An 18,372-nucleotide genomic window follows, 5' to 3' on the forward strand; every position below is an offset into this window, starting at 1 on the left:
CTGTGCAAATCCAGCAGCTTGACCTCCGTCAACCGCGCTACGCTTGAATCTTCCAGAATCAGCCTTATCTATAAGACATCTCAGGCAGGTTTCTTCATAAACAGGCGCTGTCCATCGCTCCGGCCTGCCCTTTACAGGAAGGTACATCATGCGAATAGACCGTTTGACCAGCAAGCTCCAGCTTGCAATATCCGATGCGCAATCCCTGGCCGTTGGCATGGACCACCCTGCCATCGAGCCTGTCCACTTGCTGCAGGCCCTGCTCGAACAGCAGGGTGGCTCCATCAAGCCACTGCTGATGCAGGTCGGCTTCGACATCAATAGCCTGCGTCAGGCCATGGTCAAGGAGCTCGACCAACTGCCTAAAATCCAGAACCCAACGGGCGACGTGAACATGTCGCAGGATCTGGCGCGCCTGCTCAACCAGGCAGACCGCCTGGCCCAGCAAAAGGGTGACCAGTTCATTTCCAGCGAGTTGGTAGTGCTGGCGGCCATGGATGAGAACAGCAAGCTGGGCAAGTTGCTGCTCAGCCAGGGCGTGAGCAAGAAAGCCCTTGAAAACGCCATCAATAACCTGCGCGGTGGCGCGGCCGTAAACGATGCCAACGCCGAGGAATCACGCCAGGCGCTGGACAAGTACACCGTCGACCTGACCAAGCGTGCCGAAGAAGGCAAGCTTGACCCTGTGATCGGCCGTGACGACGAAATCCGCCGCACCGTCCAGGTGCTGCAACGCCGTACCAAGAACAACCCCGTGCTGATCGGTGAGCCTGGCGTGGGCAAGACCGCCATTGCCGAGGGCCTCGCCCAGCGCATCATCAACGGCGAAGTGCCAGATGGCTTGAAAGGCAAGCGCCTGCTCGCCCTGGACATGGGGGCCCTTATTGCCGGCGCCAAGTACCGGGGTGAATTCGAGGAGCGCCTCAAAGGCCTGCTCAACGAACTGTCTAAGCAAGAAGGGCAGGTGATCCTGTTCATCGACGAATTGCACACCATGGTCGGCGCCGGTAAAGGCGAGGGTGCCATGGACGCAGGCAACATGCTCAAGCCTGCCCTGGCCCGTGGTGAACTGCACTGCGTAGGCGCCACCACCTTGAACGAATACCGCCAGTTCATCGAGAAGGATGCGGCCCTGGAACGTCGCTTCCAGAAGGTACTGGTGGAGGAGCCTAGCGAAGAGGACACCATCGCCATTCTGCGTGGCTTGAAAGAACGTTATGAAGTCCACCACAAGGTGGCCATCACCGACGGCGCTATCATCGCGGCGGCCAAGCTCAGCCACCGCTACATCACCGATCGTCAGTTGCCCGACAAGGCCATCGACCTGATCGACGAGGCAGCCAGCCGTATTCGGATGGAAATCGACTCCAAGCCGGAGGTGCTCGACCGTCTTGACCGCCGTCTGATTCAGCTGAAGGTCGAGTCCCAGGCACTCAAGAAAGAAGAGGATGAGGCTGCCAAGAAGCGCCTGGAGAAACTGACCGAGGAAATCGAGCGCCTGGAGCGTGAATATTCCGACCTCGAAGAGATTTGGGCGTCGGAAAAAGCTGAAGTCCAGGGTTCGGCCCAGATTCAGCAGAAGATCGAACAAGCGCGCCAGGAGCTCGAGGCCGCCCGCCGCAAAGGCGACCTGAGCCGCATGGCTGAGCTGCAGTACGGGGTTATCCCGGACCTGGAACGCAGCCTGCAGATGGTCGACCAGCACGGCAAGACCGATAACCAGTTGCTGCGCAACAAGGTCACCGAGGAAGAAATTGCCGAAGTGGTTTCCAAGTGGACGGGCATCCCAGTGTCCAAGATGCTGGAGGGCGAGCGCGAGAAGCTGCTGAAAATGGAAGCGCTGCTGCACCAGCGCGTCATTGGCCAGAGCGAGGCCGTTACTGCCGTGGCCAATGCGGTGCGCCGGTCCCGGGCAGGTCTGTCCGACCCCAACCGGCCCAGCGGCTCGTTCATGTTCCTCGGCCCGACCGGCGTGGGCAAGACGGAGCTGTGCAAGGCGCTGGCCGAATTCCTGTTCGACACCGAGGAAGCCATGGTGCGGATCGACATGTCCGAGTTCATGGAGAAACACTCCGTGGCGCGGCTGATCGGTGCACCGCCAGGCTATGTGGGGTACGAGGAGGGCGGTTACCTGACCGAGGCCGTGCGCCGCAAGCCGTATTCGGTGGTGCTTCTCGATGAGGTGGAGAAGGCTCACCCCGACGTCTTCAATGTGCTGTTGCAGGTGCTGGAAGACGGACGCCTGACCGACAGCCATGGCCGCACCGTGGACTTCCGCAATACGGTCATCGTGATGACGTCCAACCTGGGCTCGGCGCAGATTCAGGAGTTGGTGGGCGACCGCGAGGCGCAACGTGCCGCTGTGATGGATGCGGTAGGCGCGCACTTCCGTCCCGAGTTCATCAACCGGATCGACGAAGTGGTGGTGTTCGAACCGCTGGGCCGCGAGCAGATTGCCGGCATTACCGAGATCCAGCTGGGACGGCTGCGCAGCCGCCTGATGGAGCGTGAGCTTTCGCTGAGCTTGAGCCCGCAGGCCCTGGACAAGCTGATCGCAGTCGGTTACGACCCGGTGTATGGCGCGCGGCCGCTCAAGCGTGCGATTCAGCGCTGGATCGAAAACCCGCTGGCGCAGTTGATCCTGTCGGGCAAGTTCGTGCCAGGTACGGCCATCACTGCCACAGTGGAAGGCGACGAGATCGTGTTTGCGTGATGTTGGTCGCATAGGATTGTTGGGGCCGTCTCGCGGCCAATGGGCCAGGCAGGCCCCGCGCGGTCAATGTACGCGCGCCCTTGCCGGGGCGCCGGACCGGCCGTGATGGGACGCAACGCGGCCCCAACAACCTCTATGCTGTCTTCAAGGAGACCAGCTAACCCCCGTAAATCCGGGCCTTTGCACTCATCCAAGATAACTCGCTGAAATTTTTGAAATTTATGCTTGCATGATCAATCGAGTGGCCCTAATATACGCCGCGTTGTCAGGCACTAAGCGAATCACCAGCAACACCGGTGACCGCAAAACAACTTAGAAATCAGTAAGTTGAATGAAAAAAAGTGGTTGACAAGCAAAACGAAGAATGTAGAATAGCCGGCCTCAGCAGCGATAACGCGAAAGCGGATAGCCAAAGAGACCGAAGTTAACACAAGCTTCGAAGATGTAAGGTTGTACCGAAGTTCAGTTCCGCGATAGCTCAGTCGGTAGAGCAAATGACTGTTAATCATTGGGTCCCTGGTTCGAGTCCAGGTCGCGGAGCCAATCTCGGGGTGTAGCGCAGTCCGGTAGCGCGCCTGCTTTGGGAGCAGGATGTCAGGAGTTCGAATCCCCTCACCCCGACCATTTTCCGGGTCGTTAGCTCAGTTGGTAGAGCAGTTGGCTTTTAACCAATTGGTCGTAGGTTCGAATCCTACACGACCCACCATGTAAGAAGGGCATCTCGAATGAGATGCCCTTTTTCTTTTGTCTCGGTTTTTCAAAGCCCTGTGTTTTCCCGCAAATCCGCTATTCTGCCCTGTGTCTTTGGCAGTCTGGGGACCTATTGGCATGGGAGCCAACACATCAAGTGTCGTGGTCGTGGGTGGAGGCATCATGGGTGCTTCCATTGCGTGGCACCTTGCAAGGCTCGGTGCCCGGGTCACTGTTCTGGAGCAAGGGTCTCGCGCCGCCAGTGGCGTTACCCGTTGGTCATATGGCTGGGTAGGCACCGCCAGCGCCAGTGCATCGGACAACCCGGCGGCATTTTCCTCCACGTTGCAGGCTATTGCCGATTTCAAACGGCTGGCGCTTGACCTCGGGCCTTTGCCGATTGCCGCCCGTGGCGCCATGGTGTGGTTGGAAAACGATGCACAAACGTCCGCCCTCATCAATCAGCAACGTTCTGCCGGCGTAAACCTTCAACCCCTGAATGCCCAGCAGATAAGCGCCCTTGAGCCTTGCATGATCACGCCACCGGCCCTGGCGGCGTGGGCGCCGGACGATTTTGCCGTGGAGCCCGTTGCCTTGGCGAAGATGCTGTTGAGCGGCGCTGAGCAGGCCGGGGCAGAGATTCTCTACGGCCGGCGGGTCGATGGCATAGACACGCACAACGGACGCGTGACGGCCGCCAGGTGCGCAGCGCAAACCTACGCCGCCGATACCGTGGTGCTGGCCAATGCCGGTGCCGCTATCGGCCTTGCAGCGGGTGTCGGTCTGCCCTTGCCCTTGCTTACCCGGCCTGCCGTACTGATGCGCTTCGCGGCGCCTGCCGGTGTAGTGCGACACCTGGTCTACGGTAATGGTTTGGAGTTACGCCCGGCATTGGAAGGGGGCGTGGCCTGCGCCGAAGAAGCGCCCGCCGAGGGTGAGGCAGGGTTGCCAGCCTTGGTCGAGCTTACGACCAAGGCCATCCGGCAGATGTTCATCGGCGCCACGGCGCTTTCGCTGCGCGCGGTCAGTATCGGGCACCGACCGATGACCCCGGAAGGCAAGCCTGTGATGGGTTACCTTCCTGGTGTCGAGGGGTTGTATACCTTGGTGGCACACCCTGGGATCGTGCTTGCGCCCCACCTCGGCCGTCTGGCAGCCGAGGAAATCGTACGAACGCGAAGCTAGCCGGGCGCCTGCGAACGCACCCGGTCAGCAGCCAGGTCAGTGCAACTTCAGCCTTGGTTCGGTGCCGCGGCCAATCTTGCTGCCCAGCATCATCAGGGCCGTGCGGAAGAATCCGTACAACGCCATCTGGTGCATGCGATACAGCGACACGTAGAACATCCTTGCCAGCCAGCCTTCGAGCTTCACATTGCCCATCAAGTTACCCATCAGGTTACCCACTGCCGAGAATCGCGAGAGCGACACCAGCGAGCCATAATCCTTGTACTGGTAGGTCGGCAGCGGCTTGTTCTCCAGGCGTGCCTTGATGCTCTGTGCCAGCATTGAAGCCTGCTGGTGAGCTGCCTGCGCCCGGGGCGGCACGTTGCGATCGCTGTCTGGCTGCGGGCAGGCGGCGCAGTCACCGAAGGCGAAAATATCGTCATCACGGGTGGTTTGCAGGGTGGAACGCACGACCAGTTGGTTGATGCGGTTGGTCTCCAGGCCATCGATCTCCTTCAAGAAGCCCGGCGCCCGGATGCCCGCTGCCCAGACCTTCAGGCTGGCCTGGATCACTTCGCCGTCCTTGGTCTTGAGACCTTCGGCCGTCACTTCGCTGACAGCCGCGTTGGTCATTACTTTCACCCCAAGCTTCTCAAGGGTCTGATGCACGGGCACGCTGATGCGCTCAGGCAGTGCCGGCAGCACGCGTGGGCCCGCCTCGATCAGGGTGATGTGCATGTCCTTGGGTTGGATGCGATCCAGGCCGTAGGCCGCCAGCTCATGCGCCGCGTGGTGCAGCTCGGCAGCCAGCTCCACGCCCGTGGCACCCGCACCGACGATGGCCACGCTGATCTTTTCGCTGGCCACATCGCCTGCATGGGCGCGCAGGTAATGGTTAAGCAGTTGCTGATGAAAGCGCTCTGCCTGTTTGCGCGTGTCCAGGAACAGGCAATGCTGCGCCGCACCCAAGGTGCCAAAGTCGTTGGTGTTGGAACCGACGGCGATGACCAGGGTGTCGTAGGCAAGGGTGCGCGCGGGCAGCAACTCGCGACCATCTTCATCCAGCGTGGCAGCCAGCTGGATCCGCTTGCTCTCACGCTCCAGGCCACTCATGCGCCCCAGTTGGAAGTTGAAGTGGTTCCACTTGGCTTGCGCTACGTAGTTCAGTTCGTCTTCGGAGGAGTTCAACGAGCCGGCGGCCACTTCGTGCAGCAGCGGTTTCCAGATATGGGTGAGGTTGGTGTCCACCAGGGTGATGTCAGCTTGCTTGCGCTTGCCCAGGGTCTTGCCCAGGCGGGTCGCCAGTTCCAGGCCGCCGGCGCCGCCGCCGACAATCACGATGCGATGAGTCATGGGAATATCTCATAAGGTTTACGGAATTCTTGGCCCAACGGGCCAGTCGCACGGGGCATGAGGGGAGGGCGAGCGCAAGGCAGCTCATAGCTCCGGTCCACTCAACAGGTGCCTGACCCAAGACGACGGGGGTAGCGAGGTACTCGACACAGCGTCCCAAGGGCTTGCAGGTCATCATCGACACTGGCTGACACGCAGGGTTCAGGCGATGGGTCATGCTGGGCCTCTAGGCATAGACGTTCGCGCATCGGCAAACGCTACAGCGCTCGCGCACGCGGCTGTGACAAATGATAATCCTTTCTATCGGCGCCGCCGAGTGTACGTCATCGCAAGCGATCACTGCATAGGATCAAAGACTGATCCCCACATCGAAGACGATGCTGCGCCCCAGGTTACCGCGTAGGAAATCCGGCGCATCTGGGTGGGCGAACAACACCCGGGCAAAGGTTGGCCCGACCAGCGACAGTGAGCGCCAGCCCTGGCGCAAGTACTCGGTGGGCGGCGGGAAGTGGGTGTTGAGGTCCAGCACCTCGCGTTTGAGACTGGCGAAGGCAATGATGTCCAGCTCGTTCAGGTCTAACCCGCGTTCACGGTAGTTGTGCGCTTTCTTGCGTAGGGTGGGCGCCAGCCTGCCCAGCAACTCGGTCGCACTGATGCGGCGAGGGCGTGCTTCGCGTCGCACCAGTTGCGCCAGTGAAAAGGCGCTGCGCCTGCGTTGCAGCTCTTCTCGCCATTCATCGTTAAGTCGGCGACCCTCGTCCAGCACGAAGAACACCTCGAAGGCCGCATCGCGGAACAGTACGTCAGGCGGCTCCTGGCCGGCGGGCGTGAAGTCGTCGTTGCGATAGGCGATATTCAAGCCTTGGAGCAGGCGCTGGCAGACCCAACGCTCGCGCTCCCATTTGCGGGCATTGGACAAGAAGGCGTTGGCTTGTTCGGCCTGGATGGTAAGCAGGCGCAGGTAATCGGAGTCATCCATGAAGCAAGCTTAGCTGTAATTTGATGACGATCAGGAGTTGATCGCGCCTTGAATCAATGAATTACCTGCCCTTTGGGCCAAAAGCACGCTGATGGCAATCCGTGTAGACTCGCATTTATCCATGCATTCATTGAGGTTATTCCTACATGATCAGCGCGCAGGTGCTGTCGGCAACAACGCTGACCGTTGGCTGGCTAGGCTACGTGCCACTGCTCGCGTGGGCCGCCAGTCAAGCCCGCTGGGTCGAGCTGGTCACGGACCGGCGGCGCCAGCACTTGCTGTTCGGCACTGTGGTTGGGTTGTTCGCGCTGTGGTTGGTTCGGCGCGATTTCGACACGGGCGTGTCCTACCACTTCATCGGCATGACCGCCGTCACCCTGCTGCTGGACTGGCCGCTGGCGGTACTGGGTGGCTTTATGGCGCAGCTGGGCCTGCTACTGCTCGGGCGTCAGGAGTTGGCTGGGTTAGGGGTCAACGGTCTGCTGCTGGTCGGCCTGCCGGTCCTGGTCACCGAAGCCTGTGCCATCGCGGTGGAACGAGCGCAGCCGCGAAATCTTTTCGTGTACATCTTTTGCTCAGGGTTTTTCCCGGCGGCACTGACGGTGGCCGTGTGCCTCACCGCCGCGCTGGGGCTGCTCTGGCTCGATGGCCTGTTCGCCATGCCAGAGTGGCTAAGTGATTTTGTGGGCTACCTGTGGCTGATGATGTTTCCCGAAGCGTTCATCAACGGAACCGTGATCAGCGCACTGGTGGTCTTTTGCCCTGAATGGCTGGAGACGTTCAACCGCACTCGATACCTGCAGGCTCCCTGGAAAGAAGGGGGTGACTGAAAGCCATGCCCCCCTGCACAGCGTCTACGGGGTGTGTTTCTCCAAAGAATCAGTGACGAGGCTCTAGATCCCCCGAATACAATTCGTCTTCCGAGTCCTCGGCCCCGGGAATCTTGTGCTCCTCGGACGCCCAGGCGCCCAGGTCGATCAGTTTGCAACGGTCGGAGCAGAACGGCCGGAAGGTGTTCTTATCGTTCCATTCCACAGGTGCGCCGCAGGTCGGGCAATCGACGGTCAATGGCTGGCTCATGGCTGGCCTCCTCGTAAAGTCAGGTAAAAGTTGTGCAATCGGTCGATCTGCGCATGCAAATGGCCCAGGTCGCCGTCATTGACCACCACGTCATCGGCATGGTGCAGGCGTTCTTCACGCGGCAGCTGGGCCTGAAGAATGGCCTGCACCTGTTCGGCGCTGGTGTGGTCGCGGGCAAGGGTGCGTGCTACCTGCAGTGTTTGCGGTACGTCGATGACCAGTACGCGCTGAGTTTTTCGATACTGCCCCGACTCGATCAGCAGGGGCGAGACATACACCGCATAGGGCGATTGCCCTTTGGCCAGGTAACTGAAAATCTCCTGGCCGATCAGCGGGTGCAGCAATTGCTCCAGCCATTTGCGCTGCGCCGGGTCGGTGAAGATCAACTGGCGCAGCGCGGCACGGTCAAGCTGCCCATCGGCCTGCAGCACGGCAGGGCCGAAGTGCTCGACGATGCTCGCCAGAGCCGGGCGTCCGGGCTCGACCACCCAGCGCGCCGCCTGGTCGGCATCGACCAGGTGCACGCCAAGCTCGACAAAGCGCTCGGCTGCGGCGCTCTTGCCGCTGCCGATGCCGCCGGTAAGGCCCAGAATCCAGGGTGTTGTGGCCGCTGTGGTCATTGGGATCCAAGCAGTTGCATGTAGGAGGGGGATATTTCATCATCCCAGAGCACGGCAATCCACCCTGCAATGGCCAGATAAGGCCCAAAGGGCATTGCCGCCCCCATGGCATGCCGACGCAACGCGATCAGGCACAGCCCTATGAATGCGCCTGCCACCGAGGACAGCAAAAGGGTTAGCGGCAATGCCTGCCAGCCACCCCAGGCACCGATGAGCGCCATCAACTTGAAGTCACCGTACCCAAGGCCTTCCTTGCCGGTCAGCAGCTTGAATGTCCAGTAGACGGCCCACAGGCTCAGATAACCCAGCACGGCACCCCATAGCGCATCGCCAAGTGGCGCGAACCCATCGCCAGCATTGACGATCAGCCCCAGCCACACTGCCGGCAGCACCAGTACGTCGGGCAACAGCTGGTGATCCGCATCGATCAGACTCAGCGTCAGCAGGCACCAGGTCAGCAGCAGCGCGTAGAGCGCTTGCTCCGACGGGCCGAAGCGCCAGGCAATCGCCACCGACAACACCGTACAGGCCACCTCGACCAACGGATAGCGCATGCTGATTTGGCCCTTGCACCCCCGGCAACGGCCATTGAGTGCCAGGTAACTGAGCACAGGGATGTTCTGCCACGCACGGATGACGTGCTTGCACAGAGGGCAATGCGAGCCGGGCAACCATAGATCGAACCGCGCAGACGTACTCAAAGGTAACTTCAGCACCTCTTGCGCAGTGCGTCGCCATTGCCGCTTGAGCATGATCGGCAAACGATACGCCACGACATTGATGAAGCTGCCTGCCAGCAGACCGAGCAGCGCGGCCCAGGCGATGAAGTGCGCAGGTTCCATGCCCTGCAGTGTCCATACCGTCATATCAGATCAGGCTACCCAGTTGGAAAATCGGCAGATACATCGCCACCACCAGTCCACCGACCAGCACCCCCATCACCAGCACGATGGCCGGCTCCAGCAGACTGGCCAGCTGGTCCAAAGCCTGGCTGACCTGGTCCTCATAGTGGCTCGCAGCCTTGTCCAACATCTGGTCCAAGGTCCCGCTGGCCTCGCCGATCGCCGTCATTTGCACCAGCAAGGGAGGAAACACGCGTTCCTCGGCCATCGCCTGATTGAGCGCCCGACCGTTTTCCATTGCCTGCCGCAACCGCATCACCGCCTGCTCGTGAAGCTCACTACCGCACGCGCTGGCCACTGTGCCCAGCGCGTCCAGCAACGGTACCCCAGCCGCATAACTGGTCGCCAGGCTGCGGGCGAACCGTGCCAGCGCGGCCTGCCCCAATAGCGCCCCGAACACCGGCATTCTCAGCAGTTGCTGTGCGCACCATAGGCGTGTTGGTGCATGCTGGCGATACCGCTGGCGCCCACCGACGCCCAGCAGCACCCCCACAAGCGCCATCCAGGGCGCCACCTGCCCGAACCCCGCAGACAGGTCTATCACCCACTGGGTGAGGGCGGGCAATGCCGTACCCATGCCAGCGAACATCGACTCGAACTGCGGAATCACTTCCAGCAACAGGATGGTCGAAACTCCCAACCCTGTAAGGAACAGCAGAATGGGATAGGCCATCGCCTTTCGGACTTTCTTCTCAAGGGTGCGCCGCTGCTCCAGCATGCACGCCAACTGTTCGAGCTGCCGATCCAGCGTCCCCGACTGCTCACCTACCCGCACCAGGTTGCAGTACAACCTATCGAACCAGTGAGGATGGCGCTGCAAGGCATCCGCCAGCCCCAACCCTGCGCCCAGGTCTTTTTTCAGCGCCAGCAGCACCGCCACCTGCCCCTCGGGGGAGCCGCTACGGCTCATCACTTCGAACGCCTGCAACAAAGGCACCCCCGCTCGCAGCAAGGTCGCCAACTGCCGACTGAAGCCCGCAGTGTCCGGCCTGGCCTGCCAACGCGGCCAGCTCAGTACCAGCCCACCTGCCGGCCGTACCCGCGCCACCGTGATGCCCTGGCGAATCAGCGCAGCCTGTACATAGGCCGGGCTGCGCCCCGTGGTCTTGCCGCTGACGTGCGCGCCGCTGGCGTCCGTCCCCTGCCAGGTGTAGAGATGCGTAGATGACGTCATTCACATGTCCTTTTCGTCCCTGCGACAAGCCTGGAAACAGCTTGCCCCGTCCCTGGAAAGGCGCGCCTTTCCGATGGTCACTAGAGTAGTGCAGCGAGGGCAAAGCCCAAGCGGGCAGGGGTGACAAAAGGTGTCTGTTCAGGCCTACTGCGCCGCTGCCGGTCGAGGCAAGCCTGACCTCACTGAGTCTGCGTATCGAAAAGGAAATTGTTCATGAAAGGGCAACGCGGCATCACCCTGATCGAACTGATGATCGTCGTCGCGATCATCGGCATTCTGGCGACCATCGCCTTACCGATGTACACCAACCACCAAGCCCGCTCCAAGGCCGCCGCCGGCCTGCTGGAAATCAGCGCCCTGAAAACCGCGATGGACCTGCGCCTGAACGAAGGCCGCGACGTCACCGACGTCGCCAGCCTCGGCGGCCAGCCCAGCACCGCCCACTGCGCGATCACCGCCACCGGCAAGGCCACAGATGCCAGCGGCCGTATCGTCTGCACCCTGGTCGACGCCCCCGCAACCGTGTTGGGCAAGGCCCTGACCCTGACCCGTTCAGCGACCGGTTGGGCCTGCACCACCGACATCGAAACCGACCTCGCACCCAAAGGCTGCGCCGCGCCGTAATGGTGGCGGAATAAACGAGTGGAAACAGGGGTTTGCGTAACAGGTGCAGCAGTGGTACGTTGCGCTACACGCCGGTGTAGCTCAGTCGGTAGAGCAGCGCACTCGTAACGCGAAGGTCGCAGGTTCGATTCCTGTCTCCGGCACCACATCCAGCTCCACTGCATTCCGCTGAATGCTTCGGAAGCCCTCTAAACCGGCCTTCTGGCCGGTTGTTCGTTCCCACGACCCTCCGTCGGGAACCAACAAAATCCCCAATAAACGGGGGTATTTTTGGGGTACAGCGTCTTTCCTGAATGGAGAACGTACCCCTATGCCACGCCTAGCCATTCCGCTCAGCGACCTAAAGTGCTGTACGGCCAAACCGCGTGATCGTGCATACAAACTGTTCGACGACGGGCGTATCTACCTGTGAGTCGCGCCCAGTGGCTTGAAGACTTGGCGGCTGCGGTATTTCAAACCCAGCGGCAAGGAGGGCACGCTGATCGCTGCAAGATGCCAGCCCCGCGAAAACTGGGCGCTCACGTCCAACAACCGTTCTTCTGTTTCCGCCCCAGTATCACTTGACCTATAGCGATGTCTCGCTAGCTGGTATCAATAGGAGCCCGCCTCATGCGGGTTTTTCTGCTGTGCGTAGCTCCCAAACCGCCAAGTCGTGCCCTAGTCCTAAATCCGCGTTACTCGTAGGAATCGTCTCGTTAGCTGCTTGAGGCCTCATTTGCCCCTTCTTAGCTGTTAGGTTCTCTCGATCCTACAATTCGCAAGGGACTCTAAATGCGCGTCAGTCTGGATGGGCTTGGCCAAGCAATAGATGGTGATATGACCACCACAGGTGCAATTGCATCGCCACCGGGGAAGATTACCTCGACAAGGGGCGAATAGTCCTGAGGCTGGGGGATCCCACCACACCTCGTCCACTGTGCGGGCTGGAAGGAAAGGTCGTCGAAGGGGTTTGGCACTTCATCTCGGATGGCCAGCCAGTCGCGATGGATGGGGCGTTAGTTGATTGCGGTTGCCCAGAGGGTAGCAACCGGGTGGTGGCGCCTTTAGGGGAAATGCCCCCGCCGCGGCTACCGGTTGCCGTACGCATTAGCGTCGAGCCCGCTGGCCCTGGGAGCTCTAGCGCTTTAGCAGGGGCCTCGCCCGCCAGGGTTGGCGGATTGCCTGGGCAAATGCAGCCGGGATTCTATGTGGTGCCCCGGAGCATGTCGTTCCCACAGATTCTGTTGGAGCTGGCTACCCATGATTCGACCTTACCCATTTCGTACCTTCAACGCCTGAACCCGACTTTCGAGCAGGGGTTCAAGGCAGGGGAAATCTTCGTCATCGGCGATCCGGCTAACGGTTATGCCTGCACCCAGGAGGAGGGCCAACTCATGGCAGCCGCTTAGCACGCGCGACGTTCCTTGGCTGTACTCGATTTTGCCGAGTCAGATTTCATGATGGAGCATCAGGCTGAAATTGCCGGACTGCTTAGTGACGCCAGTCTCGCCATGGGTGTGGGCAAGGACATGATGGATCACGGCCTCCGGCAGCTTCGCAGCACACTTGGCAATATCGAGCGTTTGCATCAGCAAGAATTTCTGCGCCATGGCCATCTGAATAGCCCATCGTTTTTCGCCGAGCGACGACTGTTATTGGAGCAGCTAAATGGTCAGCTGAAGGCGACTTTTCTTAATAAACATCTGAATCTAGGGGCTTACGAGAAGCTCAAGAAAAGCTTGAATATTTCCACCAAGAGCCTTGTGCATCATTGGTCGAAAGCCGGTGGGCCAGGGCATATTCCTGGGTATGCCACATACTTGGACAAAGTGGCAAAACTTAGTAAGTACCTCAGGTATGGGGGGTATGTCGGAATTGGCTTAGGTGGGACATCGTCCTATCTGAAAGTCCAGGAGGCCTGCCGTGCAGGGGAAACAAAGGCCTGCAAAAAAATTCGTTTGTCTGAGGCAGGAGCTTTCACTGGGGGGCTAGTGGGAGGCACCGCGGGTGGCAAGATTGCTGGGATCACTGCGCTCGCTGTATGTGGGGTGTTCTCTGCGGGGACCGCGGGTCTCGGAGCTCCGGTGTGTGGCATTGCGCTGGTCGGGGGAGGGTCTTTAGCTGGGAGCATCGCCGGTGCGCAGGGCGGTGAGCAAGTGGGCGAGCTGATCTACGAATCACATTATGACTGAGTTCGAGAATTGGCCCGTGTGGCTGAAGTGGATAATGCTGGCGTGTCCGTTCGTGATCGGGTTGGCCGGTTGTGCAATCAGTGCATTCATCGCGTGTACACGAAATTTCACTGTTGCAACCTCGGCTATTCAAAGTCATCCCGGTCTGGAACAGATGAAACTGTTTTTGGGCACGCGGCGCTTTCGCGCTCGGTGGCTGCTGATAACATTTCTTTGTGGAATACTCATTTGGCCTGGCATACACATGCGCAGGGGGCATCTGGACATTGAAGAATTCGAAAACTTTCCTGCAAAAATTAAGTTGGCTCTACAAATATCCTCGTGGCTGACGGCCTTCGGCTTCGCTTGGATGTGGGTGACCTACGCATTCATCAAGGCATGAACGTTGATGCCACGGCGGTCGTCGCTCTCGCGCAATGCGATTTTTAACCTCCGCCTAAGCAGGCATCACCGTACCAATCACTTGAAAGTCCAATCTCGTCCTAACACCACCTCACAAAACGCCCCCTCAAGCGTCGCATTATGATGCGCAACAATCTGCTCAGCCCGCATCTGCGCTGTATCCGTACAACTGTGTCCATCCGCAACCAGCACCGCTTCGAACCCGAGATCCCGAGCAGCCCTGCAGGTACTGTCCACACAGTACTGAGTCTTCATACCGCCAATCACCACCCCAGTCACCCCGAGTGCCCGCAAATCCTCAGCGAGCGCCGTCCGTGTAAACGCATTGGGCCGGTGCTTCTCGAACACCACCTCGCCACCCGCAAGCCTCAGTTCCGGCGCAGGTTGCGTCAACACACTGTCAGGCGCAATCGGCGAGCCAGCGGGGCCTACATGACGGGCGAGAAAGATCGGCGCGCCAGCATTGCGCGCCTTGTCCATCAGTTCGTTGACGGTTGCCAACAATGCTTCGCAACGCCAGGGCTTTTCCTGGCCATGCACCAACCCAACTTGAACATCCAGAATCAATAGCGCGTACATTCGTGCGTTTCCTTGCATGAGGCCATTGAGGCAAGGGCACAAAAAAGGCCCTGTCCATCGCTGGCGGGCCTTTGAAGTCTGTTCGCTATCTGCTCACGACACCTCGCACGCTCCGCCATGGGCGGTCGTGGTGGTGGTTGCGGTGGTCGAATGGTAGATGATCATTGCCCGACACTAGCAACACGGCGCTGCGCTGACAAGTGTGGTCGGATTCAGCATCACTGCCCCATGAGATCCTTGCCACGGTCATCGATCATTATCGGATAACCCAGTCTTCGCTCCGCAGTCCAGGTACTCGCTCAAACTCACGACGGTTATTAGTGACAATAATCAGACCTTGTGAGCGAGCGTGACCAGCGATCATTTGATCGAAAGGGCCAATAGGCGTGCCCAAACGTGCCAATTCAGCACGGAGCTGTCCAGTGTGGGCGGCAGCGTTTCTATCATATGTAAGAACTTCCAAGCGCGCTGCCAGGTCTTCAACCGCTGCTAGATTACGCTCGGGATTCGAGGATTTCTCAGCACCATAGATCAACTCCATCAAGGTGACGGTGCTTATGCACATCTGGTCATGATGCCGCTTGAAGGCTGAGCATCAAAAACGCTCGCGCTCTTGATCAGCCGACTGATCACGCTCTGCCATGAAATCTTCTGTAGGGGCTAAGTCGTTGAACCAGCTATCCCATGCTTCCCCGGCAGGTGTGATGATGCGTGTGCGCCCAATCGCGACGACGTCAACGCGCTTGACGTCTTCCGAAAATGCTGCAGCTTTGGGCAGTCTTATAGCTTGGCTACGATTACTCAAAAAAACGGCACCTTGTTCCATACTTACCTCCAGAACATGGGGAAGAAGTCATATGGGATGATAACGTGAGTAAGGGATATGGCAGATACCTACCCATCATTCCCAAGCGTCGAAGGATCAACCACCGCTCACGGCCTATCCTCGCTCGCGTTCTCCACAGCACAAGTTTTGATCATACTGCGCCCCGTCGCAGCGCACCGGTTCAGTTCCGTGGGAGGTACGCACCGTACCCTGGCAAAGCGCTGGGCCTAGTGCTCGGCGGGGTAGCATGCCGCGCCGTGGGCGCTTCAAGCCATCCGAGCTCCATCAGGAGCCGGATGGCTTACCCGTATTCAGCATGTGCTGGCGTTGGCCTGCATGCACTCGACGGTGCGTCCCGGCTCTGAACCGTTCCATCCATTGCCTGCCAGCGCAACGCGGCTTTACAACACTGACCTGACGTTCAAAATGGCGGGCTGAAAAGGAGCCCCCAATGAAACGCGTCATGATCGTTGGTCAGCCAGGCGCCGGCAAAAGTACGCTTGCTCGCCAGCTGGGCGAGCGAACCGGCTTGCCGGTCGTGCATATCGACACCATTCACTGGCTACCCGGCTGGGTCGAGCGCAGTCGGGACGAAAAGACCCGCCTGTGCCATGAAGTGGAGGCGCGCGAGCGGTGGATATTCGAGGGCGGGCATTCGGCAACCTGGGAGAACCGTCTTGCCAGGGCCGACCTGTTTATCTGGATTGACCGTTCCCTGACGGTCCGACTGTGGCGTGTCCTGGTCAGGACCTTGACCCAGTTGGGCCGCACACGTCCGGACTTGCCAGATGAATGCCCCGAGTCGCTACGCAACTTGCCTGGCTTCATCCGGTTCATCTGGTCCACGCGGCATTCTTCACAGGACAAGATCAAGCACCTGATGGCGACGGCGCCTCCCGGGTGTCAGGTAGTGCACCTGCGCTCCAACCGGCAGACGCGTCAGTTTCTGGCATCGCTCGATTCGCCGTCCCCTGGCATGTAGCGCGCGTCGACCATGGCGCTAGCGTCGTGTGGCCTGGTCCCGCAATGGGGGCGCATCCTGCGGGTCAGCGAGCATCCCTTCGACACACGCCTTGAACTGGCCGAGCGTGAAGGGCTTGGGCAGCAAGCGCGTATGCGGCTGCTGCTCGGCAAGGCTGGCCGGCGCCTCGATCAACCCAGAAATGAACAGCACCCGCACCGCTGGCACGAGCGCCTGCACCCCTTGGGCGATGTTGTCTCCCGTCAAGCCGCCGGGCAGGACCAGGTCGGTTACCACAAGCTGCAGGTCCTGGCACTGTTCGATCAGGTGCAGCGCATCGGCAGGATGAGTGACTTCGATTACGTCGAAACCCAGCTCCTGCAAGGCTTCGCCGACCAGCTCCCGGATCGCGCCCTCGTCTTCGATCACCAGTGCACTGCCGCGGTGGTCGGTGCGGGCCGCCAGGGTGGCGTGCGTGATCGCTGTGACACTGGACGAAACGGACTCAAGGTGGACGGGCAGCAGCAGGCTGACTGTGGTGCCGCTGCCCATCACCGACTCGATCACTGCGGTGCCGCCCGCCTGGCGAGCGAAGTCCCTGACCATCGACAGCCCCAGACCCGTGCCCGACCCCAGCGGCTTGGTGGTGAAGAACGGTTCGAAGGCCCGCTCGGCAATGCTGGCCGGCATCCCCAGACCCGTATCGGTGACGCTCACCTGAATGTATTCGCCAGCGCGTAGCCCAAGCTGCTCCAACTCAGCCGTGCCGCTCGTCACCTTGCTGACCCGCACCTGCAAGCGGCCCCCTTGGGGCATGGCGTCACGTGCGTTGATGCACAGGTTCAGCAGCGCATTTTCCAGTTGATGGGGATCGCAATAGCACAAGGCTGGCGACGGATGCGGGCTGAGCTGAAACTCGATCTTGGGTGTAAGGGTTCTGGCCAGCAGCTCTTTCATGTCGTCCACCAGCAGCACCACATCGACCGTGGCGCTGGCCAGCGGTTGTCGTCTGGCGAAGGTCAGCAGGCGGTGGGTGAGGGTGCTGGCTTTGCGAGTGGCAGTTCTGGCCAACGACAGGTAACGACCCAGCTCGTCGTGCCGGCCTTGCGCCAGGCGTTGTTCGATCATGTCCTGAGTGCCGGTGATCACGGTCAGCAGGTTGTTGAAGTCATGGGCCAGGCCGCCGGTGAGCTGGCCGAGCGCTTCCATCTTCTGGCTTTGCTGCAGTTGCTGGCTGACCTGCTCGAACGCCTGCTGCCGCTCGCGGTACTGGGTGACGTCCCGCGCCACGGCGAAGTAACGGCCCTCGAACCTGGCTATGCGCCAGTTGAGCAGCAAGGGTTGGCCATCGCTGCGCACGCTCTGGGTGTCGAGCTCGACGATGGGCTTGTGGTTGAGCTCACGTAACGCGTTCGCCAATTGCGCGGGGGAGATGAAACTGTAGAACGTCCCAGCCTTGAGTTGCTCTTCAGTGAAGCCCGTTTCTACCTGCCATGCCGGGTTCACCGACAGCACCTGACCGTTTTCGGACAACGTGCAGATCAGGTCGGGGGACACGTTCCACAGGCTGTCGCGCTCACCCGTTCGGTGTTGCACTTGCTGCTCGAGCGTTTCATTGAGCCGTTCCACGGCGCTCAGGTTACGCCTGAGCGAAGCACACACCACTGCCATGGCGAAGGTCACCACGCCAAAACTCAGGCTGTTGGCCCATGTGGTCCAGTCCGCATCGAAACCCAGCGGTCCGATGAAGAAATACTGGGCGATCAGCACCGCCATGATGCAGCCCAGCAGTGACGGGCCTGCGCCGAACCAGAACCCGATCAGCATCAGGCCAGGAATGAAAAACAGGTACGGGAGCGCGGCAGGCGACATCTGCGCGCGCGCCAGGGAGCACGCAGCGATGATCAACGCGGCGCCCACGTAGCGGCTGGCCGTGCTCGGCTTGGCACGTCGCAGGCGTTGCAGGATGGCGGTAATCCTTTCTTTGAACCAGGCCAAGGCTGACTCCGTAACAGGCTGAGCATCATCTATGCAATCTGCCGTGCCAAGCGCGGCTGACAGCCTTTTAGGCTAGCTGACCGCAGGCGTCCAATAGATTTTTTGGCCGACCACCGGTGGGGGCGCTCAATTGTCG

15 protein-coding genes, 4 tRNA genes and 3 pseudogenes are annotated in these 18,372 nt (G+C 60.3%); 12 read left to right on the plus strand and 10 right to left on the minus strand.

Going from position 1 to position 18,372, the window contains the following annotated elements:
• Nucleotides 1-148 precede the first annotated feature (148 nt).
• From clpB to FH041_RS20670, 5 genes are all read left to right on the plus strand, one after another.
• On the plus strand, nt 149-2,713 hold the full coding sequence (gene clpB / locus FH041_RS20650) for an ATP-dependent chaperone ClpB (protein WP_023533276.1): 2,565 nt from the start codon (nt 149-151) through the stop codon (nt 2,711-2,713).
• 467 nt (nt 2,714-3,180) lie between these two features.
• A tRNA-Asn gene (locus FH041_RS20655) sits at nt 3,181-3,256 on the plus strand.
• A 4-nt stretch (nt 3,257-3,260) separates the two neighbouring features.
• Nucleotides 3,261-3,337: transfer RNA gene (locus FH041_RS20660), tRNA-Pro, on the plus strand.
• Nucleotides 3,338-3,343: 6 nt separating this feature from the next.
• Nucleotides 3,344-3,419, plus strand: a tRNA-Lys gene (locus FH041_RS20665).
• A gap of 167 nt (nt 3,420-3,586) precedes the next feature.
• Nucleotides 3,587-4,588 (plus strand): FAD-binding oxidoreductase, encoded by a 1,002-nt coding sequence (locus FH041_RS20670; protein WP_049695404.1) that lies wholly within the window; start codon nt 3,587-3,589, stop codon nt 4,586-4,588.
• A gap of 36 nt (nt 4,589-4,624) precedes the next feature.
• Here the strand turns inward: FH041_RS20670 and FH041_RS20675 are convergent, their stop codons facing one another.
• Together FH041_RS20675 and FH041_RS20680 are read right to left on the minus strand one after the other, a co-directional pair.
• Nucleotides 4,625-5,920, minus strand: a complete 1,296-nt coding sequence (locus FH041_RS20675) for an NAD(P)/FAD-dependent oxidoreductase (RefSeq protein ID WP_049695405.1) — start codon at nt 5,918-5,920, stop codon at nt 4,625-4,627.
• Between the two features lie 349 nt (nt 5,921-6,269).
• The gene (locus tag FH041_RS20680; RefSeq protein ID WP_023533234.1) at nt 6,270-6,899 is read right to left on the minus strand and encodes a DUF1780 domain-containing protein; all 630 of its coding nucleotides are present in this window, start codon (nt 6,897-6,899) and stop codon (nt 6,270-6,272) included.
• Nucleotides 6,900-7,045: 146 nt separating this feature from the next.
• Between FH041_RS20680 and FH041_RS20685 the strand changes: the two genes are divergently transcribed.
• Nucleotides 7,046-7,729, plus strand: coding sequence for an energy-coupling factor ABC transporter permease (locus tag FH041_RS20685; RefSeq protein WP_027915704.1), 684 nt, complete (start codon nt 7,046-7,048; stop codon nt 7,727-7,729).
• Between the two features lie 49 nt (nt 7,730-7,778).
• Here FH041_RS20685 and yacG read toward each other — a convergent pair whose 3' ends face one another.
• Genes yacG through FH041_RS20705 form a run of 4 tightly spaced genes read right to left on the minus strand, consistent with a single transcriptional unit; the run spans nt 7,779 to nt 10,675 of the window.
• Nucleotides 7,779-7,979, minus strand: coding sequence for a DNA gyrase inhibitor YacG (gene yacG, locus FH041_RS20690; protein WP_027915705.1), 201 nt, complete (start codon nt 7,977-7,979; stop codon nt 7,779-7,781).
• Nucleotides 7,976-8,599: a dephospho-CoA kinase gene (gene coaE, locus FH041_RS20695; protein WP_027915706.1), complete on the minus strand. Its 624-nt coding sequence runs from the start codon at nt 8,597-8,599 to the stop codon at nt 7,976-7,978. Before coaE ends, yacG begins: the two co-directional genes overlap by 4 nt.
• Nucleotides 8,596-9,465: an A24 family peptidase gene (locus FH041_RS20700; protein ID WP_049695406.1), complete on the minus strand. Its 870-nt coding sequence runs from the start codon at nt 9,463-9,465 to the stop codon at nt 8,596-8,598. The genes coaE and FH041_RS20700 overlap by 4 nt, the downstream gene beginning before the upstream one ends.
• Before the next feature lies 1 nt (nt 9,466).
• Nucleotides 9,467-10,675, minus strand: a complete 1,209-nt coding sequence (locus FH041_RS20705) for a type II secretion system F family protein (protein ID WP_049695407.1) — start codon at nt 10,673-10,675, stop codon at nt 9,467-9,469.
• 213 nt (nt 10,676-10,888) lie between these two features.
• Between FH041_RS20705 and FH041_RS20710 the strand changes: the two genes are divergently transcribed.
• The 5 genes and pseudogenes from FH041_RS20710 to FH041_RS20730 all read left to right on the plus strand — a co-directional run bounded on the left by FH041_RS20710 (nt 10,889) and on the right by FH041_RS20730 (nt 13,852).
• Complete coding sequence (locus FH041_RS20710; protein ID WP_027915709.1) at nt 10,889-11,299, plus strand: pilin; 411 nt, start codon at nt 10,889-10,891, stop codon at nt 11,297-11,299.
• A gap of 70 nt (nt 11,300-11,369) precedes the next feature.
• Nucleotides 11,370-11,445 (plus strand) — tRNA-Thr (locus tag FH041_RS20715).
• A 164-nt stretch (nt 11,446-11,609) separates the two neighbouring features.
• Nucleotides 11,610-11,783, plus strand: a pseudogene (locus tag FH041_RS23065) (integrase arm-type DNA-binding domain-containing protein); the annotation flags it as partial.
• 287 nt (nt 11,784-12,070) lie between these two features.
• Nucleotides 12,071-13,470 (plus strand): annotated as a pseudogene (locus FH041_RS23140) (PAAR domain-containing protein).
• Entirely contained in the window at nt 13,463-13,852 is a 390-nt protein-coding gene (locus FH041_RS20730) for a hypothetical protein (RefSeq protein WP_049695408.1), read from the plus strand. Before FH041_RS23140 ends, FH041_RS20730 begins: the two are co-directional and overlap by 8 nt.
• Before the next feature lie 77 nt (nt 13,853-13,929).
• Here the strand turns inward: FH041_RS20730 and FH041_RS20735 are convergent, their stop codons facing one another.
• The 3 genes and pseudogenes from FH041_RS20735 to vapB form a co-directional block, all read right to left on the minus strand.
• Complete coding sequence (locus FH041_RS20735; RefSeq protein ID WP_049695409.1) at nt 13,930-14,451, minus strand: cysteine hydrolase family protein; 522 nt, start codon at nt 14,449-14,451, stop codon at nt 13,930-13,932.
• A gap of 256 nt (nt 14,452-14,707) precedes the next feature.
• Nucleotides 14,708-15,040, minus strand: a pseudogene (gene vapC / locus FH041_RS20740) (tRNA(fMet)-specific endonuclease VapC); the annotation flags it as partial.
• Nucleotides 15,041-15,046: 6 nt separating this feature from the next.
• Nucleotides 15,047-15,277, minus strand: coding sequence for a type II toxin-antitoxin system VapB family antitoxin (gene vapB / locus FH041_RS20745; RefSeq protein WP_049695410.1), 231 nt, complete (start codon nt 15,275-15,277; stop codon nt 15,047-15,049).
• Between the two features lie 451 nt (nt 15,278-15,728).
• Here vapB and FH041_RS20750 point away from each other — a divergent pair, with 451 nt between their 5' ends.
• Nucleotides 15,729-16,259 carry an ATPase AAA gene (locus FH041_RS20750; protein ID WP_028688070.1) on the plus strand — a complete coding sequence of 177 codons (531 nt, stop codon included), beginning with the start codon at nt 15,729-15,731 and terminating at the stop codon, nt 16,257-16,259.
• Nucleotides 16,260-16,277: 18 nt separating this feature from the next.
• Here the strand turns inward: FH041_RS20750 and FH041_RS20755 are convergent, their stop codons facing one another.
• Nucleotides 16,278-18,236 carry an ATP-binding protein gene (locus tag FH041_RS20755; protein ID WP_049695411.1) on the minus strand — a complete coding sequence of 653 codons (1,959 nt, stop codon included), beginning with the start codon at nt 18,234-18,236 and terminating at the stop codon, nt 16,278-16,280.
• Nucleotides 18,237-18,372 lie beyond the last annotated feature (136 nt).

This window comes from Pseudomonas sp. SWI7, assembly GCF_006351945.1.
Lineage (GTDB): Bacteria > Pseudomonadota > Gammaproteobacteria > Pseudomonadales > Pseudomonadaceae > Aquipseudomonas > Aquipseudomonas fulva.

Excerpts from the sequence above, each read along its gene's own strand:
- coaE (WP_027915706.1), bottom strand. The coding sequence starts at position 8,599 with ATGACCACAGCGGCCACAACACCCTGGATTCTGGGCCTTACCGGCGGC.
- FH041_RS20710 (WP_027915709.1), top strand. The coding sequence starts at position 10,889 with ATGAAAGGGCAACGCGGCATCACCCTGATCGAACTGATGATCGTCGTC.
- FH041_RS20685 (WP_027915704.1), top strand. The coding sequence starts at position 7,046 with ATGATCAGCGCGCAGGTGCTGTCGGCAACAACGCTGACCGTTGGCTGG.
- FH041_RS20735 (WP_049695409.1), bottom strand. The coding sequence starts at position 14,451 with ATGTACGCGCTATTGATTCTGGATGTTCAAGTTGGGTTGGTGCATGGC.
- vapB (WP_049695410.1), bottom strand. The coding sequence starts at position 15,277 with ATGGAACAAGGTGCCGTTTTTTTGAGTAATCGTAGCCAAGCTATAAGA.
- FH041_RS20750 (WP_028688070.1), top strand. The coding sequence starts at position 15,729 with ATGAAACGCGTCATGATCGTTGGTCAGCCAGGCGCCGGCAAAAGTACG.
- FH041_RS20730 (WP_049695408.1), top strand. The coding sequence starts at position 13,463 with ATGACTGAGTTCGAGAATTGGCCCGTGTGGCTGAAGTGGATAATGCTG.
- FH041_RS20705 (WP_049695407.1), bottom strand. The coding sequence starts at position 10,675 with ATGACGTCATCTACGCATCTCTACACCTGGCAGGGGACGGACGCCAGC.
- FH041_RS20680 (WP_023533234.1), bottom strand. The coding sequence starts at position 6,899 with ATGGATGACTCCGATTACCTGCGCCTGCTTACCATCCAGGCCGAACAA.
- FH041_RS20670 (WP_049695404.1), top strand. The coding sequence starts at position 3,587 with ATGGGTGCTTCCATTGCGTGGCACCTTGCAAGGCTCGGTGCCCGGGTC.
- FH041_RS20675 (WP_049695405.1), bottom strand. The coding sequence starts at position 5,920 with ATGACTCATCGCATCGTGATTGTCGGCGGCGGCGCCGGCGGCCTGGAA.
- FH041_RS20700 (WP_049695406.1), bottom strand. The coding sequence starts at position 9,465 with ATGACGGTATGGACACTGCAGGGCATGGAACCTGCGCACTTCATCGCC.
- yacG (WP_027915705.1), bottom strand. The coding sequence starts at position 7,979 with ATGAGCCAGCCATTGACCGTCGATTGCCCGACCTGCGGCGCACCTGTG.
- clpB (WP_023533276.1), top strand. The coding sequence starts at position 149 with ATGCGAATAGACCGTTTGACCAGCAAGCTCCAGCTTGCAATATCCGAT.